This is a genomic window from Eubacterium sp. F2, assembly GCF_046244355.1.
Taxonomy (GTDB): Bacteria; Bacillota; Clostridia; order Peptostreptococcales; family Anaerovoracaceae; genus Aminicella.
Map to the genome: position 1 here is coordinate 2,177,617 of NZ_CP176393.1, position 26,572 is coordinate 2,204,188.

General features: G+C 49.6%; 32 protein-coding genes, 1 pseudogene and 1 riboswitch. Of the genes and pseudogenes, 4 read left to right on the forward strand and 29 right to left on the reverse strand.

What is annotated here, in order from left to right; all coding sequences use genetic code 11:
• Window positions 1–13: 13 nt before the first annotated feature.
• Both ACI77B_RS09455 and ACI77B_RS09460 read right to left on the reverse strand, forming a co-directional pair.
• Entirely contained in the window at window positions 14–184 is a 171-nt protein-coding gene (locus tag ACI77B_RS09455; RefSeq protein WP_409336585.1) for a hypothetical protein, read from the reverse strand.
• A gap of 659 nt (window positions 185–843) precedes the next feature.
• Entirely contained in the window at window positions 844–1,416 is a 573-nt protein-coding gene (locus ACI77B_RS09460) for a nitroreductase family protein (RefSeq protein ID WP_409336586.1), read from the reverse strand.
• 140 nt (window positions 1,417–1,556) lie between these two features.
• Here ACI77B_RS09460 and tenA point away from each other — a divergent pair, with 140 nt between their 5' ends.
• The 3 genes from tenA (at window position 1,557) to ACI77B_RS09475 (ending at window position 3,392) form a co-directional block, all read left to right on the forward strand.
• Window positions 1,557–2,237, forward strand: coding sequence for a thiaminase II (tenA, locus tag ACI77B_RS09465; RefSeq protein WP_409336587.1), 681 nt, complete (start codon window positions 1,557–1,559; stop codon window positions 2,235–2,237).
• Between the two features lie 41 nt (window positions 2,238–2,278).
• Complete coding sequence (locus ACI77B_RS09470) at window positions 2,279–2,677, forward strand: nitrilase-related carbon-nitrogen hydrolase (protein WP_409336588.1); 399 nt, start codon at window positions 2,279–2,281, stop codon at window positions 2,675–2,677.
• Window positions 2,678–2,831: 154 nt separating this feature from the next.
• Window positions 2,832–3,392 carry a hypothetical protein gene (locus ACI77B_RS09475; protein WP_409336589.1) on the forward strand — a complete coding sequence of 187 codons (561 nt, stop codon included), beginning with the start codon at window positions 2,832–2,834 and terminating at the stop codon, window positions 3,390–3,392.
• A 157-nt stretch (window positions 3,393–3,549) separates the two neighbouring features.
• Here ACI77B_RS09475 and ACI77B_RS09480 read toward each other — a convergent pair whose 3' ends face one another.
• The 27 genes and pseudogenes from ACI77B_RS09480 to ACI77B_RS09610 all read right to left on the reverse strand — a co-directional run bounded on the left by ACI77B_RS09480 (window position 3,550) and on the right by ACI77B_RS09610 (window position 24,757).
• Entirely contained in the window at window positions 3,550–4,161 is a 612-nt protein-coding gene (locus tag ACI77B_RS09480; RefSeq protein WP_409336590.1) for a lactate utilization protein, read from the reverse strand.
• A 105-nt stretch (window positions 4,162–4,266) separates the two neighbouring features.
• A complete protein-coding gene (locus ACI77B_RS09485) occupies window positions 4,267–4,584 on the reverse strand; it encodes a type II toxin-antitoxin system RelE/ParE family toxin (protein WP_409336591.1) in 318 nt (105 codons plus the stop codon).
• Window positions 4,584–4,865, reverse strand: a complete 282-nt coding sequence (locus ACI77B_RS09490) for a type II toxin-antitoxin system Phd/YefM family antitoxin (protein WP_409336592.1) — start codon at window positions 4,863–4,865, stop codon at window positions 4,584–4,586. Before ACI77B_RS09490 ends, ACI77B_RS09485 begins: the two co-directional genes overlap by 1 nt.
• Window positions 4,866–5,043: 178 nt before the next feature.
• Window positions 5,044–5,241 carry a nitrilase-related carbon-nitrogen hydrolase gene (locus ACI77B_RS09495; RefSeq protein WP_409336593.1) on the reverse strand — a complete coding sequence of 66 codons (198 nt, stop codon included), beginning with the start codon at window positions 5,239–5,241 and terminating at the stop codon, window positions 5,044–5,046.
• Complete coding sequence (locus ACI77B_RS09500) at window positions 5,187–5,405, reverse strand: hypothetical protein (RefSeq protein WP_409337736.1); 219 nt, start codon at window positions 5,403–5,405, stop codon at window positions 5,187–5,189. Before ACI77B_RS09500 ends, ACI77B_RS09495 begins: the two co-directional genes overlap by 55 nt.
• A gap of 152 nt (window positions 5,406–5,557) precedes the next feature.
• Entirely contained in the window at window positions 5,558–6,250 is a 693-nt protein-coding gene (locus ACI77B_RS09505; protein ID WP_409336594.1) for an alpha/beta hydrolase, read from the reverse strand.
• Between the two features lie 157 nt (window positions 6,251–6,407).
• Complete coding sequence (locus ACI77B_RS09510; RefSeq protein ID WP_409337726.1) at window positions 6,408–7,001, reverse strand: aldo/keto reductase; 594 nt, start codon at window positions 6,999–7,001, stop codon at window positions 6,408–6,410.
• Entirely contained in the window at window positions 6,893–7,756 is an 864-nt protein-coding gene (locus tag ACI77B_RS09515; RefSeq protein ID WP_409336595.1) for an amino acid permease, read from the reverse strand. Before ACI77B_RS09515 ends, ACI77B_RS09510 begins: the two co-directional genes overlap by 109 nt.
• Window positions 7,757–7,810: 54 nt before the next feature.
• Window positions 7,811–8,731, reverse strand: coding sequence for a glycyl-radical enzyme activating protein (locus ACI77B_RS09520; RefSeq protein ID WP_409336596.1), 921 nt, complete (start codon window positions 8,729–8,731; stop codon window positions 7,811–7,813).
• A gap of 24 nt (window positions 8,732–8,755) precedes the next feature.
• On the reverse strand, window positions 8,756–11,014 hold the full coding sequence (locus ACI77B_RS09525; RefSeq protein ID WP_409337727.1) for a glycyl radical protein: 2,259 nt from the start codon (window positions 11,012–11,014) through the stop codon (window positions 8,756–8,758).
• Window positions 11,015–11,266: 252 nt separating this feature from the next.
• Window positions 11,267–11,443: riboswitch (Lysine riboswitch) on the reverse strand.
• Window positions 11,444–11,636: 193 nt separating this feature from the next.
• Window positions 11,637–12,413, reverse strand: a complete 777-nt coding sequence (gene proC, locus ACI77B_RS09530; protein WP_409336597.1) for a pyrroline-5-carboxylate reductase — start codon at window positions 12,411–12,413, stop codon at window positions 11,637–11,639.
• Complete coding sequence (locus tag ACI77B_RS09535) at window positions 12,410–12,820, reverse strand: peptide deformylase (RefSeq protein ID WP_409336598.1); 411 nt, start codon at window positions 12,818–12,820, stop codon at window positions 12,410–12,412. Before ACI77B_RS09535 ends, proC (ACI77B_RS09530) begins: the two co-directional genes overlap by 4 nt.
• Window positions 12,821–13,063: 243 nt before the next feature.
• Complete coding sequence (locus ACI77B_RS09540; RefSeq protein WP_409336599.1) at window positions 13,064–13,876, reverse strand: PhzF family phenazine biosynthesis protein; 813 nt, start codon at window positions 13,874–13,876, stop codon at window positions 13,064–13,066.
• Between the two features lie 215 nt (window positions 13,877–14,091).
• The gene (locus tag ACI77B_RS09545; RefSeq protein ID WP_409336600.1) at window positions 14,092–14,622 is read right to left on the reverse strand and encodes a pyridoxamine 5'-phosphate oxidase family protein; all 531 of its coding nucleotides are present in this window, start codon (window positions 14,620–14,622) and stop codon (window positions 14,092–14,094) included.
• 84 nt (window positions 14,623–14,706) lie between these two features.
• Window positions 14,707–15,198 (reverse strand): prolyl-tRNA synthetase associated domain-containing protein, encoded by a 492-nt coding sequence (locus tag ACI77B_RS09550; RefSeq protein WP_409336601.1) that lies wholly within the window; start codon window positions 15,196–15,198, stop codon window positions 14,707–14,709.
• Between the two features lie 261 nt (window positions 15,199–15,459).
• The gene (locus ACI77B_RS09555; RefSeq protein ID WP_409336602.1) at window positions 15,460–15,744 is read right to left on the reverse strand and encodes a DUF1905 domain-containing protein; all 285 of its coding nucleotides are present in this window, start codon (window positions 15,742–15,744) and stop codon (window positions 15,460–15,462) included.
• Window positions 15,745–16,188 carry a GNAT family N-acetyltransferase gene (locus tag ACI77B_RS09560; RefSeq protein ID WP_409336603.1) on the reverse strand — a complete coding sequence of 148 codons (444 nt, stop codon included), beginning with the start codon at window positions 16,186–16,188 and terminating at the stop codon, window positions 15,745–15,747. It lies immediately after the preceding gene.
• Between the two features lie 22 nt (window positions 16,189–16,210).
• A complete protein-coding gene (locus ACI77B_RS09565; RefSeq protein ID WP_409336604.1) occupies window positions 16,211–16,507 on the reverse strand; it encodes a DNA/RNA helicase domain-containing protein in 297 nt (98 codons plus the stop codon).
• Between the two features lie 27 nt (window positions 16,508–16,534).
• On the reverse strand, window positions 16,535–17,842 hold the full coding sequence (locus ACI77B_RS09570) for an ABC transporter permease (protein WP_409336605.1): 1,308 nt from the start codon (window positions 17,840–17,842) through the stop codon (window positions 16,535–16,537).
• Window positions 17,842–18,555 (reverse strand): ABC transporter ATP-binding protein, encoded by a 714-nt coding sequence (locus ACI77B_RS09575; protein ID WP_409336606.1) that lies wholly within the window; start codon window positions 18,553–18,555, stop codon window positions 17,842–17,844. The genes ACI77B_RS09570 and ACI77B_RS09575 overlap by 1 nt, the downstream gene beginning before the upstream one ends.
• Window positions 18,556–18,567: 12 nt before the next feature.
• Window positions 18,568–19,116, reverse strand: coding sequence for a histidine phosphatase family protein (locus ACI77B_RS09580; RefSeq protein ID WP_409336607.1), 549 nt, complete (start codon window positions 19,114–19,116; stop codon window positions 18,568–18,570).
• Window positions 19,117–19,345: 229 nt separating this feature from the next.
• On the reverse strand, window positions 19,346–20,161 hold the full coding sequence (locus ACI77B_RS09585) for a ComEA family DNA-binding protein (RefSeq protein WP_409336608.1): 816 nt from the start codon (window positions 20,159–20,161) through the stop codon (window positions 19,346–19,348).
• A gap of 78 nt (window positions 20,162–20,239) precedes the next feature.
• A complete protein-coding gene (locus tag ACI77B_RS09590; protein WP_409336609.1) occupies window positions 20,240–21,535 on the reverse strand; it encodes a DUF4236 domain-containing protein in 1,296 nt (431 codons plus the stop codon).
• 306 nt (window positions 21,536–21,841) lie between these two features.
• Window positions 21,842–22,528, reverse strand: a complete 687-nt coding sequence (locus ACI77B_RS09595; RefSeq protein ID WP_409336610.1) for a hypothetical protein — start codon at window positions 22,526–22,528, stop codon at window positions 21,842–21,844.
• A 171-nt stretch (window positions 22,529–22,699) separates the two neighbouring features.
• Entirely contained in the window at window positions 22,700–23,011 is a 312-nt protein-coding gene (locus ACI77B_RS09600; protein ID WP_409336611.1) for a YbjQ family protein, read from the reverse strand.
• Between the two features lie 167 nt (window positions 23,012–23,178).
• A pseudogene (gene proC / locus ACI77B_RS09605) lies at window positions 23,179–23,982 on the reverse strand (pyrroline-5-carboxylate reductase); the annotation flags it as partial.
• A gap of 67 nt (window positions 23,983–24,049) precedes the next feature.
• Entirely contained in the window at window positions 24,050–24,757 is a 708-nt protein-coding gene (locus ACI77B_RS09610) for an L-2-amino-thiazoline-4-carboxylic acid hydrolase (protein ID WP_409336612.1), read from the reverse strand.
• Between the two features lie 345 nt (window positions 24,758–25,102).
• On the opposite strand from ACI77B_RS09610, the gene ACI77B_RS09615 reads away from it, so the two are divergent.
• Window positions 25,103–26,446, forward strand: coding sequence for an MATE family efflux transporter (locus ACI77B_RS09615; protein WP_409336613.1), 1,344 nt, complete (start codon window positions 25,103–25,105; stop codon window positions 26,444–26,446).
• Window positions 26,447–26,572 lie beyond the last annotated feature (126 nt).

Consider the following 26,572-nt stretch of genomic DNA (forward strand, 5'->3'; position numbering starts at 1 on the left):
GGATGTCATCTTTTCAATCCTGCACTGATGCTGCCGGGTCAAGGGCTTTCGCGACTGCCTCTTCATTTCCTTCGATCGTATCCTCGATCAGCTGGTCCGATTCCATGATCAGGCGTACAGTCTCTGCATGGAAACTCATCGCCAGCGTATCTTTAAATGTCAGGCCCTGGGGCACTGTGTTCATCGGCAGGAATATGCTGTAAATCCCTGTATTACGGCTGAACTCTTCACTGGTGAATGTCCATATTCTCGCATTGCATGACTATTCTCGTTTACACATAATTACTCATTCCATTTTTCGGAAATATGATGGAAAAATGCGATTTCCCGAGCTTTGTAAAACAGACCTCGGGAAATCCGATCTAGTCAAGGAAATCCCGAAGTCCGAAATACTTTTTCCTTCAAAATTTTAAATTTACCGTCTTCATTATCTGAATCGCATGATATTACAGCCCAGAAACCGGCCTTACTTTATGATCTTTACGAAAACAGGCTGGCAGACTGTACATATTCATGAACATATGCTGAAATTTCTAAGATTCTGGGCATCAAGACAATTACATTTTTATGCATTACGCTCGATTATCGATTTCATCCTCGGGAATTCCCTGATTTTTGACGAAAACCCGAGGATGATTTTTTTACGTTCGGGAAATCAGTGTCCTGAGGGCAGATTCCCGAGCCTTCACTATTTTTCTATGGCGAAACTCACCTGTGCTATCGCAGACGAAAACCTGATATCTCATACGCTATTACAGAAATAGTACAGAATAACAATCAGCTTGCTGTCTAAACAAGGAAAGTCTGTCTGCTGCTGGGCCGACCTGTATATTTCCAGCTTGCCTATTTCACAAACTGCACTCTCTTTGTGATGTCTTCCTTCTCTTTCGGATCCGGCTCTGCCGCGATTCCACCGAACGGCATCTGGGCGATCAGTTTCCAGCTGTCCGGAACATTGAAGAGTTTCTTTATGACGTCGTCAATGACCGGGTTGTAGTGCTGGATGTTGGCGCCGATGTTCAGTTCACGCAGGGCTGTCCAGAGGTTGATCTGGAGCATGCCGTTTGCCTGATTGGCCCAGATCGGGAAATTCTGCGCGTATGGCTGGAAGTTTTCCTGCATCGCTTTTACGACATCCTCATCGTAGAAATACAGGATTGTGCCGGCTGCCGCCTTGAAGCCGTCAATTTTTTCACGTGCGACTTTTCCGCCAAATGCATCGTAGATCGCATCCCAGAGTTCATCCTGCTTATCGCCGAGTACAACGATGATGCGGGCGCTGTGCATGTTGAACGCGTCCGGCACGAGCTCCGTTACGCGGGTAATCAGCTCTTTCACCTGGTCCTCAGAAACCGGCAGTTCCTTATTCAGCTGGTAATAGGATCTTCTCTTTTCTAATGCCTCTGCAATTGCCATAATTATCCTCCATCTTGTTATTTTCATACTACTATTATAGGTTTAACGTTACTAGATTTATACCCGTAATCGGAGTATTCACGCATGTATAAACTGTGGTAGAATGGATTAGATTGATTGTTTACAGGAAGGAGTTTGACATGAAAGCAAGTGAACGGTTTTACAAGCTGGCTATGCCGGTCTGGAAGACATATTTTGACCATCCCTTCGTGCAGGGAATCGGCCGCGGCACGCTGCCGCATGACAAGTTCCAGTACTATATGGTACAGGATCATAAATATCTGATGCAGTACGCAAGAGTTTTCGCCATGGGCCTGATCAAGTGCACGGATGAACGCGACATGCGCATGTACGGCGATCTGATAAAGGCGACGCTGGACACGGAGAATGCGGTCCATCAGGCCTACCTGGCCGAGCTTGGCGTAACGCGCGAGATGATCGACAGCACGCCAATGGCGCTGAATAATAAATCCTACACCGACTACATGATCGCGGAGGCACACAAGGGCGGTCTGCCGGAAATCTCTGTCGCGGTCCTCGCCTGCTCCTGGAGCTACAAGGTCATCGGCGATTATCTGGAGACAATTCCGGGCTATCTCGACCATCCTTTCTATTCCCGCTGGATCAGCATGTATACAAGTGACGGCTACCGTGGTGCCAACGACAACATGATCGAGCTCGTGGACCGTTACTGCAGCGGCCTCTCCGAGGAGCATCTGAAGCGCCTGGATCAGATTCTGCTGGATTGCAGCTATTACGAGTACCAGTTCTGGGACATGGCCTGGTCCAAGGGTGAGAGCTACACCCCGGTTGTAAAGTAGCTTCGGAACCGATGGGAAATCTGATCTGCTGGGAAAGCTACATGCCACTCGTCCGCACGGCCCTCTACCAGAAAGGCGTCACTCTGTATATTTCGCCAAATACCAACGACAATCCGGAGTGGCAGGGCACCATCCGTCACATCGCCATCGAGGGAAAATGCTTCTTCATCAACGCCGACATGGTCATTCGGAAAAGAGACTATCCGGCTGACCTGAAGGGTCATGACGAAATCGAAAAGCTGCCGGAAATCCCATGCTGCGGCAGAAGCTGCGTCATCGATCCTTACGGACACGCCGTCACCGACGTCGTCTGGGATAAGGAAGAAATCATCTACGCTGATCTCGATATGCAGAAAGTACCGGCAAGCCGCATGGAGTTTGACCCCTGCGGGCATTACAACCGGCCGGATGCGGTGGAACTGATCGTGCGGGAGAAATAGGACGAGAATCCCCTATCCTGTCAGGGCCGCCGTAGTATACTGGCAAATACCTGCATACTATAGTGGAATGGGCTCACGGTATACAAGATACACCACTTGGTTACAGCACCCCCCGCTGAACACACTGCCACAAATAAAGGAGAATAACAATAATATGTTCGATTTTTTTAAGAAAAAGAATAAAGACAAAGAGGAGCTCGACCCGAACGATCCGCGGGTGAAATACCCTGCCCCTCCGGGAGATCCGCTGAAACTCCCGGTTATCCCGGAAGAGATGCTGACCCCGCAGAACATCAGCGAGCATCTGAAGAATAATGAAGCCATCTGGGTCTGGAAACCGGAGGCTCCGGAAAAGAAAGGCTTCCTGGCCTCATTTTCCAACAGCTTCAAAGGTTTTTACGTCTACCAGCGGAAGCAGAAATACCTGTATAAATATGAAGTCTATTTCCGCGTCATGCAGGGATACGAGAAAATTTCCCCATTTTTGAAGGAGCTCGCTGTCTGGAAGCTTTCCGATGAAGTCATCGAAGAATGGATACAGAATGACTTCCAGAATGCTAAAGTTGTTCACTACGACGACGCAGACGCCATCGGCAAAGCCCAGCATTTCAAGCTGAAGCTCACCGATGATGACATCAAACGCTACCTGCACACCCACGACCGACTGGACATCACCGACGATGATTTCTGGAAACGGGGAGAAAAAGAAAATTAATGAGAAGAAATCACATCCGAAGGTTCTGGCTCTATGATCTTCGGATGCGCTTCTTTTTTGCCGCCCATCTGAACTTTGTTTTTCTTTTTCGGATGGGCTTCTGTTTTCTCCTGCATCCAAAGTTTTCCGCCTTATAATCTTCGGATGCGCTATTTCTCTAATATCCCAGCTCCTCATCTATCAGAATGACATGATACTTCGCCCCTGTCGGCGGATATAGAAGAATGGAAATACTTCTGCAGATGCGTTCCTGAGATTTGCAGTCATAACAGTGGTCTGCGTGAATTGCACATGGCGTTTTTCTGTTCAGGCGCCGGGCATTCTGCGGTGCCGCGACATTTCGCGCACGCACAATTGCAGAGTCCATGTCCGGGCAGACCTTATTCTTCCCGATCAGAAGATAAACATCAGACGGTCCGAAGGAGATTGCCGCAACGCGGTTTCCTGTATTATCGATATTCACAATTTCTCCGTCTTCAGAAACGGCGTTGACTGAGGACAGGTAAACTTCAGAAGATGACGCGCGGCGTCTCGTCTCCATGACAGAAAGATCTTCCGGCTTTTCATCATGCCAGTAAACGGTGTTATGTGCGTTCAGCATCGAGAACAGCTTCATCTGGTGGATCGTCGCGGCCCCGCCGATTCCAACCGTTTTCCCGTCGATTTGTTCATTGATAAACTTCGCCGCTTCTTCAGCGTTTTGAAATACATTTACCTCGTAACCTTTACGCTGCAGATTCTGACGAAGTTTTTCTGTTATTTCTCCCATATCGTTCCATTTTCCTTTCCTTAGAACACTCAAAATATCATGAACACAGAATTTTCCAGCAAATCCCTGCGTCATTAATCTAATAAACTGAAATCCATCTGCGATCTACATTCCCATAATAATATTAAGATAATCCTGGCGCTGATCGATCACAGCATAGATAATAACAGTCTTCTTTTCATCATCGATTTTATAGAATATCAGATCTTTTTCAGCAATCAGAACGCGGTAACCGAGGCGGCGGAGAATTGGATAATGAGGAATCATACCTTTTTCTGGATTATCTGCCAGTGAATATATTGCTGTTTCCAATGCGTCCAATTTTGCGAGTGCGGTATTGTTTCCGAATTTTTCTGCAATAAATAAAATGATTGAACGGAACTGCGAATCTGCTGTTTCCGTTCGTATTATCCTGTATGACATTATTTATCCTTCTGAAGAAGGTCTCGTAAATTGTCGAAAGTGTCCTTCATCGGTGCAGTTCTGCCATTTTTCACATCATCTTCAGCCTCTGCCAGTGTCTCCAGCAGCTCAATTCTGGACTTCATTCTCTGATATTCTTCATAAGACAGAGATACGGTATCGCCTCGTCCATTCACAGTAATAATCACAGCTTCATTTTCCTCTCTGCATTCCCTGGAAACTTCACTGTAATGGTTCCGCAAATCCGATGACGGACGAATTGTTTCTTTTAAATGTAACATTATTTCACCTTCCTCCGGTTGATATCCTGTTTCTTTCAGCCAAATGCACAGGAGCAGGCGCTGAATACCTGACATGTATACAATTACTATGCCTTCTGCACATGCCTTGGATATATCTTTATTTCATCATAATTTGACTATATCACAAGCAGATTCAGCACTTCAGCACCGAGTCAGATTACCTGTACATTTCCGGTCTCCGCATGCCAAGGAAGGGATAGCGGGCTTTCCATTCTCGTGATTCTGCGAGATCAATGTCAGCAGACAGAATTTCCTCTCGCGCGTCTGCTTTGACGATGACGTCACCGCTTGGATGGGTGATTAAAGACTCCCCTGCGAACTCAATGGCACCCTCACGGCCGACACGGTTGCACATGGCTCGACGTCATAATGCTCATACTGCGGGAAAAACGGCGCATACTGCACCTCCGGAAAGAAAAGCAGGTCGGATTCCGCCGCTTCGTCACAGCAGGTGAGCGTTTTCCGTTCATTTTCCCTGAGATCTTCCGATATTGCCATCTGTGCAAGACTGATTTTCATATATTCTCCCTATTCTCCCTTTCCCCATAAAAGAAGACCTGTTATTAATTACCATTTTCCACTCCTGGCGTCCTATGCTTCCCTGATATATATTATCATCTGTCACAATTTATCCACCACCGGAAACACCAGGCAGCAGCAAGCGGATTCTGCTATTTCTGCAGCTGGTTCATGCACCATGCGAAGGCTTTGGCCGTCCGCTGATCAGAATCGCGGAAATGATTTCCCGGATTCCATTCCAGAATGCTGTCAACTTCAGGATCCCCCGCGAACCGCTCCGCCAGCTTTTCGATACAGTCCCCGACCGTGGCCATCCGGGGATTCCTTGCGCGGGATTCTTTGTCCCCGAGACTGAGATAGATGCAGCGGACCTTCGGCTCATGTGATGCGGCAAAATCCAACAAGTCAGGGAACCAGACGGATGGCGATGCGGCCGCAATGGCCGTAAATCTGCTGCTCGAAAACCCGCTCCAGAGCGAGAATAATCCGGCAAGCGAGTAGCCGCCGAGAATCACCGGAACATTCTCCCGGATTCCAAAATTTTTCATCAGCTCCGGCAGAAACTCATTCTCAATAAATGCCAGCGTATCTTCAGCGCCGTGCCCGAAGCTCTCTTTACCAAACACTGCAGGCGCGTCCCAGGGCGACAGCTCCTGATTCCAATCGTCCACCCGGAAAGCGGCCAAGATAAACGGTGCGCCCGCTGCCTGCCGGATTGTCTCCACTTCATGATCCATCAGGCCCAGCTCGTGATCGTCTGTCGGCTGAACGAGAAGAAATACAGGATCCGCTGAAGTGTAGATCCTGCAGGATTTATCAGAAATTGTGATTGTTGTTTTATCCATATTTACTCCAGATCGTTTCAATTCTGCATATCCGTATAGCGGTATGCAGCGTCCGTTATTATGACGGTTTCCAGACCTTTTCTCAGGTCCTTTCAACTAGTTCCATGATACGCGAAAACCGGGCCTGATGACAAGCCCGGTTGAATTGATTCATTGATTAGTATTTTTCCATTGGAATTTTCTTTGTCGGTGCGGGGAAATCCCAGGTAAATTGCAGGATGTCTTCATCGGTCAGGCTCAGATTGCAGGCCTGGATATTGTCATCAATATGCGCAGGGCTTGAAGCCTTTGGAATAGCTGCAACATCCGGCTGCTGCAGCACAAAGGCCAGAAGAAGCTGAACGACGGAAACTCCAAGCCTCTCTGCAGCTTCCCGAACATGTGAATTTGTCATCAGTTCTTTCTTTGAAACGCCGTCCTGTGTGACCATAGCTCCGGCCTGTCCCACCGGGCCATAGGCAATCGTTGCGACTCCATGCTCTCTCTGCCAGGGCAGAAGGTCATACTCGATTCCGCGGGAGCCCAGGTTGTACAGGACTTCATTGACACAGCAGTTTTTCCCGTCCGGCACGCGCCAGAGATCTTCCATATCCTGTACATCGAAGTTGGAAACGCCCCATCTGCGGATCAGGCCTTTCCTCTTCAGATCTTCCATGCAGGCAGCCACTTCCGCAAGATCGGCATCTTCTCTCCAGTGCAGGAGATACAGGTCCAGGTAAGACGTTCCCAGCAGTCTGAGAGACCTCTGCAGACTGGAATAGATATGATGGCGCTCGGAACATCATGCTTCGGATCTTCTGATTCCGCAGCAGAAAGTCCGACCAGCTCCGTATTCGAAAACGAGAACGCCGCAACCATGAAAATTCCAACTGTTCCGCCGATCCCGTTGACAAACGGCGCCTTTCCGGCTTTTCCTCCGTCCAGCACCCAGTTGTGGAAGCCGGCATCTTCTCCGCTCTTCATGATTCCAACAATCATCAGGACGCCGACAATCAAGAAGATCACGGTGATCACAACTTTGATTCCCGCAAACCAGAATTCTGCTTCACCGAATCCTTTTACGGTAAACAAATTCAGTGCGAGGATAATCGCCAGGAACAGCGCCGCCCAGAGTGCCGAACTGCTCCCCGGAAACCAGTATTTTACAATGATGGATCCGGCGATCAGTTCCGCTGCAACTGTCATGGAACTGCCGAACCAGTAGGCCCATCCATTCGTAAATCCCCATGCAGGATCGATAAAGCGGTTGGCATAAGCCGTGAACGCTCCCGGAATCGGAAGCTTGGTCGCCAGCTCTCCAAGTGCCGTCATCATAAAGTACACAACAACGCCCATGATCGCGTAGGCCGTCATGGCTCCTCCCGGCCCGGCTTCCCGGATCGTTCCGCCCATTGCCAGGAAGAGTCCCGTTCCAATCGATCCGCCGATGGCAATCATCTGCAGATGCCTGCTCTTCAATCCCCTGTGAAGAGAATTGTTTTCGCCTTCATTTCCCTTTCCACTCATCTCTAATCTCCTATTGCATTTTTTCTTTTATTTGTCAGCAGCCGTTCAGCCTGCCTACAATCTTCCTAATATTTCTGTCTCTGCCCCGGCATCTTCCATCATTTTCCGGATCCGCGAGAGCCGTTCATCAGACGGAGCTTCGAACCGTTCCTGCACGCCTCCGATGTGACCTTTCTTCGAAATGCCCAGGTCATGGTAGGGAAGCAGGGTTACCCTTGCTAATCCCAGTTCGCGGATACGTTTTGCCGCCGCCTGAATATCCTCATCGGAATCATTCATTCCCGCTATCAGGGGCATCCGGATCTGAATCTTCTTTCGGACAAAAGCTGCAGCCGCAAGGTGAGAAAGATTTTCCTGAATCCGCGCATTGCTTCTTCCGGTCAGCTTCTGATGCTTCTCATCATCCATCGCCTTGATATCAAACAAAATATCCGTGACGTTGGGACGGGACGCCATTTCCATCAGGAACTCTCCATCTCCGTAACCGGATGTATCCAGACATACACCGATCCCATCCTTCTCAGCCAGTGAAACGATTTCACGGACAAACTCCGGATGAGTCAGCATTTCACCGCCGCTCAGTGTGATTCCGCCTTCTGTGTGCTGATAGAAGCCCTTATCTTTCGCTGCCTCAGCATAAGCTTCCTCTGCACTCATCTCCCTGGCAACCGGTTTCAGCGCCTCTGCGTAACAGTTCTCCGCACAGATCATGCAGCGGTCACAGGCGGCGCGGTCAATCGCTATATTTCTATCTTCATTCACATGAACCGCATGCTGCGGACAGACCTTGATGCAGTAGCCGCAGTGAATGCAGCTGTTCGGCATCTGAATCAGCTCCTGCTCCGGAGAAATCAGTTCCGGATTGTGACACCATCTGCAGTTCAGCGGGCAGCCCTTCAGGAAAATCGTTGTCCGGATTCCCGGCCCATCTTCTGTTGAAAACTTTTGAATTGCTCCTACGAGTGCCTTCACCATTTCCTCCTGCATGTTCCGTTATTCTTAATCCGGCTGGCTGTAATGCGCGGTACGATAAATGATCGTATCCTGGGCGCTCTTATCCAGTTCTGTAAAATATGCCATGTAGCCTGCTACACGTACCATCAGGCCCTTATAGCGTTCCGGTGTCTTCTGCGCGGCCCTTAAGGTGGCATTGTCTACGACATTGATCTGGATATGTTCGCCTCCGTTCTCAAAGTACGTTTTAATTACACCTTCGATGCTGTTCAGTCCTTTTTCTCCTTCCACGCCCTTAGGGTCAAAACGCAGATTGAACAAGGCGCCATCATGGAAATCTTCCTGCCCCATCGATGCGACGGATTTTACCGTGGCAGTCGGGCCGTGAAGGTCTCTTCCCATCATCGGGGATGCGTTATCGCAGAAAGGCTCTCCGGCAAGACGTCCGTCCGGAGTCGCTCCGGTTACCGCACCGTGGGAGACGTTAACGGTCTGGGAGTGAACGTTGAAGGAATATCTTCCTCCCCTTGCATCCGGCCACTGCTGGACATTGTCCGCGATGAAATGCATCATTTCACGGTAAATACCGTCTACATATGCATTGTCATTACCGAATTTTGGAGGCTTGTTCAGGAGCAGCTGGCGCATCCTCTCATTTCCTTCAAAGTTGTGATCCAGCGCGTCGATCAGCTGATCCATGGTAATATCGTGGTCTTTGAAGACACACTGATCAACAGCTGCGATAGAATCCGCGAGGTTCGCAGCGCCTGTGACGAAGAGACCCGCAGTAGAGTATTTCGCGCCGCCCTGCTGCACCGATTTTCCGCTTTCTACGCAGCCTTTTGTCACCATGCTGGCGAAAATTACCGGGAACCGGGTCATGTGCATGCTCTGCATGATGTTGTAGCCTTCTGTGACCAGCTTATAGTGGTGAAGGATCTGCATCTTCAGGGCATTTTTAAAATCTTCGATTGTCCTGAACTTGCGCGGATCGCCTGTCTGAAGACCCATGAGTTTTCCCGTCTTCGGATCGACGCCATTGTGAAGGACGAATTCGATCATCTTTCCCATATTGACGTATCCGGCATCCGGAGAACCGTCTGTCGCTCCGCCTCCCGGGCCCGGCTGAATGCAGCCGACAATCGTCCAGTCTCTGGCTTCTTCCATGGAACAGCCCTTTCCAAGAGACATCTTCATCGCGGCTTCATCATTGAAGAATCCCGGATTTGCCTGGCCTTCCTGAATCATCCGGCAGCCCATGCGGATCAGTTTTTCCGGCGTATGCTTCCAGACGCGGACTGCCATAACCGGCTGCGTGGTTCTCAGTTCATCAGCAGCCTGCAGGCAGACATAGGAAAGTTCGTTCGTCGCATCTTTTCCATCTGGGGTCTGGCCTCCGACAACCAGAATTTCCCACATCGGATATCCTGCAAAAGACGTCGCATACCATTTATCTCTGACTTCATAAACTTCGCAGGCCTTCAGATACAGGCATTCCAGCATCTCCAGCGCTTCTTCTTCTGTGATGTTTTTCTCGTCGAGGACATCCTTCTTGTAAAATGGCCACATATACTGGTCAAATCTTCCAAAACCGCTGGCGGTTGTGCAGACTTCGATATGGAAGGCCACATGGGCAAACCAGACCATCTGTAGAGCCTGCTGGAAGGTCTGTGGTGGATTTTCCGGAACGACTCTGCAGTTCTCTGCAATCGTCAGAAGCTCACGCTTTCTCTTCGGATCATCACAGGCTTCTGCCTGGCGTTCTGCCTCCTCCGCCATTCTGTGTGCATAGGTAATCAGTCCTTCGCACTGAATGATGCAGGCCTGCCAGAAGTTGATTTTCTGTTCAGCCTCCTGGCCGCAGCGAACCGTCCGTTCTATATTTGTCCGGCACTCTTCCATGTAGCCCTTCAGGCCGACGGTGAGGAGTTTCTCATGGTCGCAGGTCGTCTCACCGGAGACGCCGTTCCGCAGGCCGACGGTGATAATATCATCTTCGATACACTTCTCCGTGTGCGGCGGAAGAGCGTGCTTAGACATGTCTTCCATGGACTTCCCCTTCCAGTACGGAAGTGTCTTCAGGATCGTCTCTCTGTCTTCCGGCGAAATATCATAGGGATCCTTGCTTCTCGTCGTGAAATCGTCGATATCACTCGCATACCACTGGCTGGACTGGAATTCCGGATGCAGATTCGCGCCGCGGTACTTATTGGTCGGCGTTCCGACAATCAGCTCATCCCGGTTGATCAGTGTCGTCATATGCTCCATGATGTAGCGGACCACCTCCGCACGGAAAATCGGAATGGCATCGCCGGCAAACTTTTTTTATGCCTCCGTCTCCAGAACAAGACGTTCAGAAGTAATGCAGGGTCTGGAATTCCAGAGCCGGTCTCTCATTCTTGTCAGTCGTTCATTCAGCATGTTCTCCTCTCCCTTTCATCGAATAAAGAAAAAAACCATGGTCCGCAAAACGCTTCCCATGGCATCATCATACAACATCGATTTTTACATCTGCTTCAAATTTAAAGCAAAAGTCATAATTATTGTGTTTCTATATCTTCAGACAGCGCTCCGTCTGCATCTCTGCAGCGACAGTCCGTCATATCTTCTATGACGTCCCAGGATACTGGTATCGGGCGGCCAGTTCCTTCGGCGAATTGCCCTTTCCACAGGCCGGCTTCCCTGAGCCTTTCTCCCCGTGTACTGATGCGCTTCGCAACCTCTATCTTATTGTTTTTCTATTTTGTGCACTTCTATTAAATCACCCAGATGGCATTATGTCAATCGATTATTTGAATTTACGAACATATTTTCTTTATTTATTTGTGCGCGCAGCACAAATATCTTTCAGCTGAACAAAATACCATGCAAATGGATACCGATCTCATCCATTGTATCCGTACCCACTTCATATTCCCGGCTTTCTTTACTTCCCCACCGCCAGCATGCCGTCCATGACTGCATTCCGGAATCCGTCTTCCTCTAGCTTTTTCACCATCTCAAGGGTCAGGCCGCCCGGGGTGCAGACCTGATTCTGCAGCTGAGCCGGGTGTTTTCCGGACTGGAGAACCATTTCCGCACAACCCTTTACGGTTTCCGCGCTGAGGCGGACGGAATCGTCCCAGTTGAAGCCCTGCATGGCCGCCGCGTTCGACATGGCGTCGATCAGCATAAAGATCATCGCCGGTGAACTTCCGGTAACCGGAACGATGCGGTCCATCATTTCTTCCCGGATTTCCACTGCTGAGCCGAAACCTTCGATCAGCTCCAAAAGCAGCTTTTTATGTGGCTCTGTCACGTTCTCGTTGAACGTTACGCCTGTCACAGAAGAACCGACTGTTGCACAGATATTCGGCATAGTTCGTACAATTTCTGTGCCATTTCCAAGCAGTTCTTCTGACTCCGCCAGGGAAATCCCTGCCGCGATCGTCCAGATCAAGGTATGATTTTCCGTAACAACAGCGGCGGTTTCCCGGCAGACCGGCGCGTGCATTTTCGGAGGAACGGCAATTAAAAGGACATCACATGCCGCAGCTTCAGCATTATCCCCTGCCGCTGAAAATCCGTCATTTTCTATGCGCCGTCTCGTTTTGTCTGAATGTCCTGACACCAGAACGTCTTCTGCCTTCACGACGCTGCTTCTTACAAGGCCCTTCAGGATCGCGCTTCCCATCAGGCCGTAGCCAATTGCTCCGATCTTCATATCAAAACTCCTTCCAGATGGTCGCACTCGTGCTGAATGATTTCCGCCGGCATCCCCGAGAATTCGCGTGTCTGCCACTTCATCTCCGTGTCCTGAAAACGCACCGTAATTTTCTCGTAACGCATGGTTTTCCGCGTGCCAGGAAGGGAAAGACAGCCCTCTTCCGTCTCATAAGGCCCGCTTTTCGCTGTAATCTCCGGATTCAGCATCACCAGATCCATCAGCCCCAGCGATACGATAATCATCCGCTTCCGGCTTCCGATCATGTTCGCCGCCATCCCCACGCATTCATCGCGGTGCGCATGCAGCGTGTCCTCAAGATCGTACGCAATCTGCAAATCCGCCCTGCCCGCGGGCTCCGATTTCAGCCTCAGGAACATGGCGTCCTTCATAATTGGTTTAATCATAACGTTTACTTTCTCCTCTTCGTTTCTATTTTATCCCGACAGGCGATTCCCTGTCAGCTTCTCTCACGACAAAAACTCCAGTCAAGGGGATTCCCTTTCTCTGCTTCGTCAAGACTCTGATCTGCAGCACAGAACATCGAACCTGTTGCCCCATTGACAGACAAATTGCTGAGCAGCCAAACGGCAGCTGAAATTAGTGTATACAGAATACAAGTCTGTGATTTTCCTCGGTCCAGTCATTTTTTAGCGATCTACACGCTGCTCTGCCGTCTCATCATCGCGGAGAATTTCGCCTTCGCTGTAGAGCACGGCCTCGCCTGCGACCTTGATTCTGTCGTCGGCTCTTTGTGTATACAAAATACCAGACCGCTCTGACGCCTGAAAACAGGTCAGGCTGTCCTTTCCAAGACGGTCACACCAGTAAGGCGTGATCATGCAGTGAGAGCTTCCCGTGACCGGATCCTCATCAACCTCAAGTTTCGGGCCGAACACGCGGCTCACGCTGTCGTATGCCGGATCATCGGACGGAGCCGTAACCACCGTCAAAAGCCCGTCCAGCTGCCTCAGTTTTTCCATATCAGGCTGCATTTTCCGAACGGTTTCTGCATCCTTCAGGACGAGCAGGAGGTCTCTGTCCATATAGGCTTCCAGCGGCTCTGCGCCAATTGCGTCAGCCATCTGCTCCGTCACTTCAGCCGGTTTACAGCTGTAGGCAGGAAAATCCATGACGATTCGGCTGCCATCACGCTCTACCGTGAGCTCGCCAACTTGAGTAATAAATCGTATTACTTGAGCATCCGGTTCATAAAATCGAAACAGCACATAGGATGTGCCCAGCGTGGCATGACCGCAGAAATCAATCTCTCCGCCCGGCGTGAACCAACGGAGATGATAGGCCTCTCCTTCCTTTACCGCAAAGGCCGTCTCCGAGAACTTGTTCTCAATGGTTATTTTCTGCATAAGCGCGTCATCCGGCCAGCGATCCATCACACAGACCGCCGCCTGATTTCCGCCAAACACATGATCCGTGAACGCGTCGACGATAAATTGTTTCATAATTGCGATCCTTTCTCTTTCTAAACTTCCCTATTTCTCAGCTTTTTTCAGAATTCCCTTAATCCCGCATACCCCTGTTTTCCAACCATTTCCGCGACCGCATGGCATGTATTTACTATAATATACTATAGTAAATCACACTCTTCTCTTCGGTTTACCGGCTTCCTACGGCAAAATAGTTCTTGTCAAGGCAGCAACCCTGCCCTGCCGCGGTCTTACTCTGCTTTCCAGGTCTGCCGGACCCCGTATCCCTGCTCTTTAAAGGATGAATTAAGAAAAGTCATCTCATCCGGCGTGATTTTCAACAGCCACATCGGCTCCGGCAGCTTCTTCAGCGCCTCCAGAGGGATCTTTTTCACACCGGCTATCTCCTCAAATTCCGGTGCCGGCAGGCCCAGAATTTCCACCGATCCCTGTATCTGCACACTCTTCAGATGACCAAAATCACAAACCGGATCAAATACAGCTGCAGAAGATTTGGAATTTTCACTCATAGCCCTGAATTTCAGACCGCCTTCTGTAAAAATCCAAATCTTGTTATCATACCAGAGATACTCCAGCGGTGTACAGCGGATAAAATTTTTTCCTCCGCAGGCAAGCGCACAGACTTTGTGCGATGTCAGAAACCCGCCAATTTCTGTAAACAGCTCATCTCTTCCCATATGCTTTTCTGATGCATCTTTCCGGCTCCAGAATGATTCTGCATTTTCCAATTCTTCATCTGTCATGTTCACTTCTGATGTCATTCCTTTCTGTTCTCTGTTCGTTTTCATCCTTGCGTGTCTGTTTTGTCTAACTCAAATCTGACAAGGCCATGGCCAGCTTCTGATTTACAGAGCATCCATAACGTGTACGGAAACGCCGGCTTCTTCAAGAAGTGCAATCAAATCCCGGATTTTCATCCACACTGTGGCGGTGTTATCGTTCGGATGCACACCGATGATGCCGCGGCCTTCCAGAAAATCCGGATCCAGGTACAGCTCCGCGCGGTGCTTCTGGTCATTTAACAGCCCAAGCGGCGTCACAGCGCCCGGATACAGCCCCAGAATTGCCTGCAGATCCTTCTCCGACGCAAAAGACAGGCGCCTGATCCCATAACGCTGCTGGAATTCCTTCAGCGGCACACTCTTGCTGCCCAGAATCGTAATCAGGTAATAATTTCTCTTCTTATCGTCGCGGACAAACAGATTCTTCGCGTCCGCCTCCGGATACGGCAGCTCAACCGCCTCCAGATCCTCCATGTTCCAGACCGCGCCGTGCTCCGTGATTTCATGCCAGAGCCCGCGTTCATCCAGAAGGTCATAAATTTCCTGCTTGTTCATGCTTATTCTCCTTCGCTATTGTTTCAACTGAATGATCCAGAAGGCAGTAAGCCTTAGCAAATTTCATGGTGAAGATTTTACTGCTGGTCATTGTATACATTCCCCCGCTGTCCTGCAACTCAAATCCGGAATCACATCGGCCAGACTGTGAGCCGATACCAGCTGCTTCTTACATTTGTATTTAACTTTGTAATTTTCTGGTTCGTTTTAATCTTGATTATTTAATAATCCGCAGAACCATGGTTTCACTTCGATGCCGGACTACCACCTCTCCCTAATCCTCACATCAATCATATCTCCGTCCACTTTCTCCAGCTTTTTCCGGATTGATTTCAGCACTCCGATTACATAGCAGATATCGCCGTTCTCGTCTTTCACGCCCATGTTCACGATGCTGCCGTCATAAGGAATCCCGTCGAACTCCGCATGAACCTTGATGCGGCCTTTCCCGAATTCCTCACGGATGTTCCAGGGAAAAATTACGTACGCGCCGCCTCCCTCTTCATTTTCATGAAGGACGGCTTTGAATGTATATTCTTTACTCATCTACAAATCCATCCCCATCAGAGTCAGCCTTTTTTCTTTTTTAAAGCCGTGCTTTTCATAGTACACAGGCAGTTTTCCCTCACTGGCGGTGATCAGGTGCACCGCTGCAATTCCTCGCTCTTTCATATCTGCCAGGCAGCGGTCCAGCAGCTGCGATGCGATGCCGTGCCCCTGATATCCCGGATCTACTGCCAAGTCGTTGATTTCAAAGGTCCGGCCAAAATGAAACAGCATGGAAGTACCAAGGAGCAGACCGACGACATTTCCATCCAGAACATATTCCAGTCCGTAGGAATTACCGGATTCCAGGATTTCCTTTACGTGAATCTGTGCCCTTTCCGGCTTCCACGGATCATTCCACGGCTCACCGGAAAAGGCCGCAGCATAGATTTCCCCATAACGTACGAGGTGTTCCATTGTGCATGGTCGGATTGCATTACTCATATTTTCTCCTACTTTTATTCAATTATTTACGATTCTGTTTATCTGACTTTTCCGGCTTACATTTGTTAAACCGTTGAAGTTCTTTGATTTTATCCAGAACATGCTTTTTCAGCTCCGAATCCATCACGTAAAGATATAACCCTTTCTGGCCTCGGGTAAACAAGACTTTGTAGGTATTTCTGATCAGGCGATCAATTATCGGCGCATCTTCGGGCATAACCTTTTGTTTATGAGGTCTTTTGAATTCTCCAGCTTTTTGAGGATGCCGGGTGTAATCAGTCACTACTTTTCCATTTCGATACAGAAGATCATCCGGCAAGGAGTCAAACTGAAATAAGCGGCCGCACTACTCAAAACGCAGCGCGTCGATCGGATTGAGTTTTGCCGCCCGGCTCGCCGGGTAGAGACCGAAGAAAATGCCGATCGCAAAGGAGACGCCAACGGCGATGAGAATACTGCTCATGCTGGTGACCGCCTTCACGCCGAGCACCGCACTGGCAACATTTCCCAGCAATGCACCGAGAATAATTCCAAAAAATCCGCCGATCAGACAGATAATAATGCTTTCCACGGCGAACTGCATGCGGATTTCCCCGTTTGTCGCGCCGATGGCCTTGCGGATTCCGATTTCCCGCGTCCTCTCGGTGACGGAAACCAGCATGATATTCATGACGCCGATTCCGCCGACCAGAAGGGAAATTCCCGCGATCAGTGCAAGGGCAAGCTCGATTTTCGCCATCATATCCTTCATGGCATCCAGCATAGCGTCCATGCTGAAGGAAGCGACATGAAAATCGCTGTTTCCTTTATAGTACTGCTGATTCAGGAAATTCTCTGCATTCTTTGCGAACTTTTCGCTGTCGGCGGAAGTCCTGGTTTTCACGGTAAAGCTGGAATAGCCGCTGTCCGCGCCGGAAATTTGTTTTGCAGTACTCATCGGAATGAACATCTGCGTAGTCAGATCCTGATCAGACCCGCCGCCTTCCTGGGATCCGGACATCTGCATCTGTGATTCTTCATACTTATAGACGCCAACGATTGTAAACGTATATGTTTTATGGTTAATCGATACCTGTATCTTCTTCCCGAGTGCGGCCTTTGTCTTTCCATGATACAGATTCTTCACCAGTTTGCTGGATACGACCGCAGAATACCCGGAGTCTGATGCAGCAATCGTCCGCCCCTTCTGGATTTTCAGGCCTTCCACGGAAGTGTAACCGTGATTGACGCCGGTCAGAGAGACGTAGGCGTACTTTCCGGAATCAGACATACGCACAGCCCTGCCGCTTCCAGCGGACTCAGAGATTCCGATTTTACTGATCTGTGACCCGTATTTTTCTTTCAGCCCAAAGAGCATCTGATCCGTGACCAGGTCTTTTTTCTTCATGGTCGTTCCGGATTTTCCAAGTATGGAGCTGACATCCATGGAGCCGGAGCCGCCGCTGTGCCTTGCGCGAACCATAAAAGATACGTTTTTTGCTCCGATGGAACTCATGCTGCTCATCACAGAATTTTCCAGACCATTTCCAACAGTTGTAATTCCAATAACGGCAGCAATTCCGATGATGATGCCCAGCATGGTCAGGATGGAACGCAGCTTGTTGGACCAGATTCCGCTCCAGGCAGAGCGGATATTTTCTCCGAGATTTCTCATCAGCGCGCCTCCTTTCCATCGTTCAGAGTCCGTACAGACACAAAACGCCCGTCTGACATGTCATAAATCCGGTCGGTTTCTTCTGCCAGGTCGTTGTTATGCGTAATCAGGACAATGGTCTTCCCCTGCTTCTGATTCAGCTGGTGGAAAATTTTCATAACTAAAGCGCCGGTTTTACTGTCCAAGGCGCCGGTCGGCTCGTCAGCTAGAATAATGTCCGGGTCATTGGCCATGGCGCGGGCAATCGCTACACGCTGCATCTGGCCGCCGGAAAGCTCCGTCGGCTTATGCTTCATGCGTTCTTTCATCCCCACCAGATCCAGAAGTTCCGCCGCGCGGTCCATTCTTTTCTTTCGCGGAAGGCCCGCATACATCATGGGAAGCGCAACATTTTCCAGCGCACTGATTTTCTGGATCAGATTAAAATTCTGGAACACAAAACCGATTTTCCGGCTTCGGATCGCAGAAAGCTCTTTATCCTTGCAAGATTCAATTTTTGTCCCTGCCAGGGTATAACTGCCTGACGTCGCACGGTCCAGCACGCCGATAATGTTCATCAGCGTTGATTTTCCTGCGCCGGACGCACCGACGATAGACACAAACTCGCCCTCCTGCACGTCCATGTCGATGCCATGCAGGATTTCCAGCTCATTCGGCTTTCCGATGTGGTATTTCTTTACAATTCCCCGCATCGTGATAATTGGTTCACTCATACGCAGCCCCTCCTAAAACTCATACTCTCTGACTTCCGCGTTGCGGATGCCGAATCCCGCAAACTCCGCATTGGTCATGTCTCGGAAATAGGATTCAATAAACCTGGAAATCCCGTTATGGGCGGTCAGAAGACAGGTTTTCTCCGGCTGCTTTTTCAGATCGTCCAGCAGGTTGTAAATCCGCTGCGCCACACGGAGCATGGACTCACCGCCATTGTAGCTGTCAATAAAATTCTCTTTTGCCCGGCGGAAGGCCCGGCCATTCCTCGGTGTAGATTCCCATTTTCCAAAGTTCTGCTCCATCAGCCGCGGTTCGACTCTGAATGGCACTCCTGTGATATCTGAAATTTCCCTTGCCGTGTCGTACGCCCTGCTCAGCGGCGAAGTCAGGATCTCGTCGATATGGATTTTCCCGGCATCCATTTTCTCTTTCAGCACACGTCCCGTTTCCCGCGCCTGCTCGTGGCCGCGGTCTGTCAGCGGGCTGTCCGTCGCCCCGCAGATCTTATTTTCCACATTCCACACGGTTTCCCCGTGTCTGACAAAATACAGCTTTCCCAAGATTTTCCCCTTTTCTGCCGGAAACACGCTCAGGCCCTGAGCCAGACACGTGTCCCATTCACATTCTATATCTACTGTTATTCTATATACGGGCACTTGAAGACGGCGATTCTTCATCCGTCCGTTTTTATGTCGTGCGAGAATATTATCCACTCGGGGCCGAGAAAATTCCAGCCTCTCTGAAAAACTTTACAGAAAACTCGTCAATCCGTCATGTGCTCCATTGCCGTCATCCGAGTATAATCCGCGCGCGAAGCTTTTCTTCCTCCTGGACCGGCACGTCAGCAACGGCAATGAATTCGTCAATGGACAGAAATCCGCCGTTTTCGTGCCGGTAAGCGAGCGCGCGTTCCGCTTTTTCAGCAGTCATGCCCGGAAGGGCGGCCAGCTGGCCGGCTGTGCAGCTGCTCAGGCTGACGATCCCTGCACTCTGCGGACTGATTGCGCCGGCTGGCTGTGCATCTGCTGAAGACCGTTCTGCTGCTTTGTCCGTTTCTGCATCATCAGGAGCAGCTCCCTGCATCTGAGCTTCAGCCGCCTGAGCAGCATCCGCAAAGGCGTCGGAAGGTACATAGTCTTCCGGAACTGCTGAATAACCCGGTTCTGTATACCTTGCTTCCTGCATCTTCGGCACCAGATCTGATTCCGCATGCGAAAGCGGGGTCTGCTGCGAAGAATCCGGCGTATTCAATGATGCCGGCCTCGCCGTCGCTGGATCGGCATCCGAAAAGCCATTCTCAGCCTCTTCACAAAATCTGAGATAAGGCCTGATCGTGAGAATGGAATGAATGATTCCTACGAAATACATGGCAAACCAGATACTAAATAAAGCATTATCCACCGGGCTGCCATTCTTAAACGGCAAAGAAAGAATAACGGTCCCTAACTGGGTGATGATATATACAACTCCTGCAAATTTCCATTTCTTATTATCAGCCTTGTTACCAATGTAGAAGAATCCAACCCATGCAAGAAAAAGCAGGGAAGTCAGCGCCCACAGCGATTTTTTCACTTTCCACGAAAACGAATGTTTCTGCTTACTCATGTTTTCCACTCTCTTTCAAATTTCAGACTTCAGGCCGCCTGAAGTCTGCATATTCCTCAAATTCACTGCATCACCGCGTTAAAACGGCACAATGGCCTTGAAACTCTTATCGTGCAGAACGTTGCAGACGTTTTCATTCTTAAAGAACAGTTCGTCCACATCCTTTTTAAAATCCATATTCATCATATCCTCCCGGCGGAATTTGACGGAGTAGATGTAATCATCCTTCAGGCGGCCGGTGTTGTCCCGACGCTGCGTGTAGGCAGACATCACGATCATCTGCACGCCCGGCGCAAGGCTGAAAAAGTGCGTCGCAATACACAGTCCCAGACCCAGAACACACTGGTAATAGTCCGATCTGACCTTCACCTGTGACTTATCCTTCACTTTCACGATGCCGCTGGTCAGCTTCTGCGCGTAAGTCTGCGGCATATCTTCAATCTCCGGAAGATCCAGGTCGACATGCAGAGAATCTCCCTGCAGGTCGTAATCAATGTGAAACTCGAAAGGCATTTCCGCGCCTTCTACCCAGCTGTTCAGATTCTGGTCAATGGTCTGCGGGTCATTGGCGAGCAGCTTCTGAAGATGCTTCTTCTGGCGCTGGTACTCCTCCTGATACTGCTGGTTTTCCGCATCCATGCGGGCCTGTTCCTTCTGATCAAACGCATCCTTATCTTTCTTCCATTCGATCAGCGAATCTGCCAGCCGCTGGCGCAGACGCTCCTGAACGTATTCTTCGACCATTTCGTCCTTCTTCCAGAACTTCATCGTCTTGATGGACGTTACCGCCTCAGCCCGTAACTTCGCCGCCAGTTCATCCTTTGTCGGCTGAGGAACAGGGTACGGCTCACATTCTGCCGCCTGCTGCGGCCTCATCTCCGCAAGCTGCTTCTCATAAGCCTCCGTCGAGTACACTTCGCAGGACTTCTTGTAAATATTCAGAATTTCCTCAGTCTGCTCATTTTCCTCACGCAGGAGTTTAGCTGCCAGCTTTGCAACCCCTTCGTTGTACTCCGGCGTCCTTCTGATCTTCCGGATCACCGACGGGTCGAGAATTAATTCCCCCGTCTCAGGGTTATAGATGTCCACCGTGCCGTCCGTCTTATACTCCAGGCGGAAATCTCCGACCGGTTCCGGATACATCGTCGTTCCCGTCCCGGCCTTCTGCCTGCGCTGTGATGGCGCTTTCTTCTTTCCGCCACCGATCTTCTGCCGGTCATAGAGACCGGTGCCCGGAATTCCCGTATTCAGATAGGTTCCATTCTTCCCGAAATTTATCGAGGCGCCGCGCGGCCCGACCGTTAGACTCGTCCCCGATTTCGAGAAATTCACCCGCACACCCTTGCATATCGTTACTGATTTTCGAAATCTCATCGCTTCTTCACATCTTCTTTCCTGAATCTGCGCAATTTTTCTGCCATCTCTGTCCATAAGGATCAAACTGGCTTCATCACACCGAAGCATTTCCCCATAGACAAAAGCCAAAGTAGCAAGGAAGCCGCCCGGCTGATGAGAAAATCAGTCCTCTGGCGGCTCCATACATGTAAGAGGAAAATTCACGACTTCGTAAACTTTCCCGATCTGTTTATATTATACCGGTTTTCAAGAGGGGAATCAAGAGCAGGGTGCATTATGCCAAAGCTCTCTGTGACATGCGCTGGTTCAAACCAGACAAGGGTATTACTTTACCCTTGTCCAGCCGGAGCTGATTGTACGCGGATGGCCGTACTTTTTCATCAGCTTCTTGTATGCGGTCCTGGAAATTTTTCTGCTATTTTTATGGAAGTGATTTCCATCCTTCTTTGCTACGCATACTTTCGTCAGCTTTCCATTGGAAAGACGGTAGAAGCTTGTGTATATGGTATCCACTCCACCGCTCTGCTCCTTCATAAGGTATCCCTTTTTGCTGAGAATTTCGAAGGGATTACGGTATGTCGAATGGATTACCGGCACAGCCTTTCCGGACTTTACAGTCCAGAGTGAATTCAGACAGCCCGGATCCGTTGAGGATGGCATCTGGCTGAACACAATTTCATCCTGTCCATCGTGATCAATGTCGACATATGTGTACGCAAGACGCGGTTTATTGGCAGACACTGGTTTTGGGATGATAAGTCTGCTGCCCTTCCAATGGCAGATGCCTCCGGTTTCCAAGCCCGACTGTGCAGGTGTTATGACCGACCGGTTGATCTTTTTCCCGGCCAGAGCCAGGTGGTACTCATGAATCAGTTTCTTATACGACGCGTGCTGATTCTCCGTGCTGGCATGAGCATGAACAGCAGTGAAACACATTACCAGCACTACAGCCAGTGTCGTCGTCAGTAAAGCAGTACGAATTCGTGAATGAAACAATCTCTTCTTTTCCATTGTTTCTCCTTTATTATCATATTTAATTTTACAGCGGTTACAATATTTAACTCACGGAAGAGATGCGCAGATCTGTTATCTTTTCGAATCACATCTGTTCCCTTTGATCTATTTACATTGTAGTCTCTGCCTTCACGAAATTTTCGTACCTTTGCTGTCAGCTTCTGTACACTACTTATACTTCACCGCCGTTCCATAGGCCATGACCTCCGCCGCACCCTGCATTATGGCTGAAGTGGCGTATCGTACATTGATAACCGCGTCTGCACCGAGCGCTTCCGCTTCTTTTGTCATTCTCTGGGTTGCGATGTCCCGGGCTTTATTCATCATGTCCGTATAAGCGCCGAGTTCCCCTCCGACGAGTCCCTTCAGGCCCTGTGTAAAGTCACGGCCGATGTTTTTAGACTGAATCGTGCTTCCGCGCACCATTCCCAGCATTTCCAATTCTTTTCCAGTGATGTAGTCTGTGTTTACGATAAGCATATTGATTACCTCCTGAAGCAAAATAGTAATATTATTCGTTCATTAGCTCAGCTGATCAAAGCCGTCAACTGATGCTGGCGGCTTTAAATTTAACTATACTGGTTGATCATTTTCTATATCCGATCAACCATGTTTTTCTGGATATAATCTTTCAACACCTGAGAAACTTACAGCTCTCTTGATCTTTCCGTTGCCTGAACAACTGCCTGCATAACACTGTAGCGGAAAGCACCGGCTTCCAGCGCCTCTGTTCCTTCGATGGTCGTTCCGGCCGGGGATGTGACCATATCTTTTAACGCACCCGGATGCATGCCTTTTTCCATAATCAGTTTCGCTGATCCCAGTACCGTCTGGACAGCCAGTTTATAGGCGACATCCCTGGTCAGGCCTTCTTTGACGCCGCCGTCTGCAAGGGCCTCGATGAACATGGCAACATAAGCCGGGCCGCCTCCGGAAAGTCCACAGACTGCATCAATATCGTATTCTTTCACCCATTCTACGATGCCGATACTGGTAAACAGCTTCTGTGCAAACTCTTTTTCTTCATCCTTCAGATCATTCTCGCTGCAGAGTGCAAATGCTCCTTCGAATACCAGTGCCGGTGTGTTCGGCATGATTCTGAGAATTCTCGGCGCACCTTTGATTGCCAGCTGCAGTTTTTCAACACTTGTACCTGCGACAATGGAAAATACTGACTTACCATCCATTGCGCCTTCTGCTTCTGTGCAGGTCTGGACATACTGCTGCGGCTTGACTGCCAGAAGAATAATATCACTGGCTTCTGCAAGCTCTTTTACCGACCCTTTCAACTCCAGGCCGAAGTCCTCCGCCGCAGATGCTGCAGAATCCTTTGGATCATAGACACAGACATCCTGTGCCTTTAATACACCTTTATTCACAGCACCTTTTACAATGGCGCTTCCCATGTTTCCAAATCCCAGTACTCCGAATTTCATTTGTTTCATATCCTCCTTTTTATTTCTTCTGCTCTCCGGTTATCTTCATCCAGAAGCAGACAAAATCAACATTTTTATGAAATTATACATGCAGGAAATCTGCCGGCGTGAAGTGCAGCAGCGGCGTAAACTCGTCTTCCCCGAACAGGCTGATATAGTCTCTCTCCGCAGATGCAATGATTTTCTCGGCCTGATCCGGAAGTTCCTCACGAATAACATCGCTCACCGTATAATAGATGTGTGCAGTATGGTAAGTGAAGTCTTTCATACACGATGTGCCGAGCTCTTTCTTCTTCTCCGCCAGCTTCTCACTGTCCTCTTCCGACAACTGTGTTCCCCAGTCAAATTCACACTGCTTTCCGCCCCAGCTCATCGGATCTCCCTGAGGGGTACAGACATTTCCGGTTCCGAAACCTTCATAAACAGCAGCATCGACATTTACACAGTATTCTCTTCCATATTCCAGAAGGTCATATTTTTTCCAGGCCTCACACCAGGCGCATTTACTGATGTAAGTCTGACAGGTCGGCTCTTTTCTGAGCGTTCCGAACTCCATCTGTCCGTCGTAATCAGGCTTCCATTCTCCGTAGGCCTGATTGGTCCAGAGCTTCACCGGGTCTCCGTTATTGCGCGCACGGGCAGCCATACGCATGCCGCGCTCCCTTCCATAGCGGATCATCCCCTTCTGAATGACCTCATGTGCACGTTCCCTTCCTGATTCTCCAAGGGCAAGAAAGGTATATTTACTAAGTAATGCAAAAATTATTGCTTGATTTTCAATTCTCAACATAACAGGCAGTCCTCCTTGAAAACTATTAAAACCATTGTACCCTGATTCTTTATGTGAGGCAATATATTCCCTATACAAATATTGCCTGCTTCAGGACAATTTCCGTGGCAGCTGGTACATCACCCCTTTGCCGCACCTGCCTGCGCGCCTTTGACAATGCCTGTTCGATAAATGACGAATGCGGTCTTGTTATCTTTTGTCAGATAACGGGGCAGCACATGCGGACTTGCAGGCTTTCTTTTGTCTTCTGATGATGTTAAAATAATGGGTTATGAGAATAACAGCCCCGACGCGGCCCGTTGCCCATCAGTACTGTTAATATTAAAAGGAGACGAATACTCATCCATGAAGAAATCGAATACAAGAGACATGACCACCGGCACGATCTGGAAGGAACTGCTCCAGTTCGCTCTGCCGCTGATGGTCGGAAACGTATTTCAAATGCTCTATAATGCGGTCGATTCCATCGTTGTCGGCAATTTCGTCGGCACCAGAGCTCTGGCGGCGATCGGAGCGACAACGATAATTGTATATATGGCCATTTTCTTTTTCAACGGTTTCTCTGTCGGTGCCGGAGTCGTCATTGCCAATTTTTTCGGTGCGAAAAACCAGAAATCGCTGCACACCGCCATCGAAACCACTATGGCGGCAACATTTCTGCTCTGCATCGTATTCACTGCTGCAGGAATTCTGCTGGTCCATCCCCTCCTGCATCTGATGAATACGCCTGCAAATGTATTCAAGCCAGCAGCAGCTTATCTCCGGATTTATTTCGGAGGCATCACAGGCCTTCTGATTTATAACATGGGAAGCGGCATTCTCCGTGCCGTCGGCGATACTACCCGGCCACTTTATTTTCTTATTCTGACCAGCCTTCTGAACATCGTTCTGGACCTGCTTTTCGTCTGTGGATTTCATATGGGGATCGCAGGAGCTGCCTGGGCAACCATCCTGTCCCAGTTCATTTCCGCCGCTCTGACCCTGCTTCTTCTGCTCTTCACGAAGGACATCTACCGGTTTACGATTGAAGACATACAGATTCATCCGGCGACGCTGAAGAAAATTCTTGCTCTTGGACTTCCGACCGGATTTCAGGCCGTCATCACCTCATTTTCCAATGTCTTCGTCCAGGGCTACATCAACCATTTCGGAGCGACGGTCATGGCAGGATGGGCCTGCTATAACAAACTGGATCAGTTTGTTATGCTCCCGATCATGAGTATGGCCATGGCGTCAACTACATTTGTGAGCCAGAACATCGGCGCAAACGATATTAAGCGGGCAAACCGCGGAACACGCACGGTGATTCTGCAGACTCTGACCATCACTGCATCAATTGCAACCATGGTGTGGATTTTCGCCAGATACGCGATCCGGCTTTTCTCATCCGACCCGGCCGTCATCCAGAGTGGAACATTATTTGTCCGCCTGATCATATATTTTGTCCTGTTCAACTGCATTAACCATACGCTGGCAGGCGCACTCCGCGGCCGTGGCGATTCCATCGGACCTATGGTAATTATGCTGCTGGGTTATGTTGCCTGCCGCCAGGTCTACCTCTTCTTCATCACCAGATTCGTGGCGAACACGGCTGCCATCGTCGGTTTCGGCTATCCGGTTGGATGGATGGCCACATGCATCATGGAAGTGCTCTATTTCCACTTCCGCTGGAACAGGAAAAGGCTGTAAGGCAGCTGCGGTCAGCCATGATGTCATTTCAGGGCATTCCTGCCTTTCCGCGGCGCAGCATTTCCGTTATTCCCGCCGCCGTTTGAATTTTGTCCAATGCAGCTTCTCAGCCTCTGCGCTTGACAC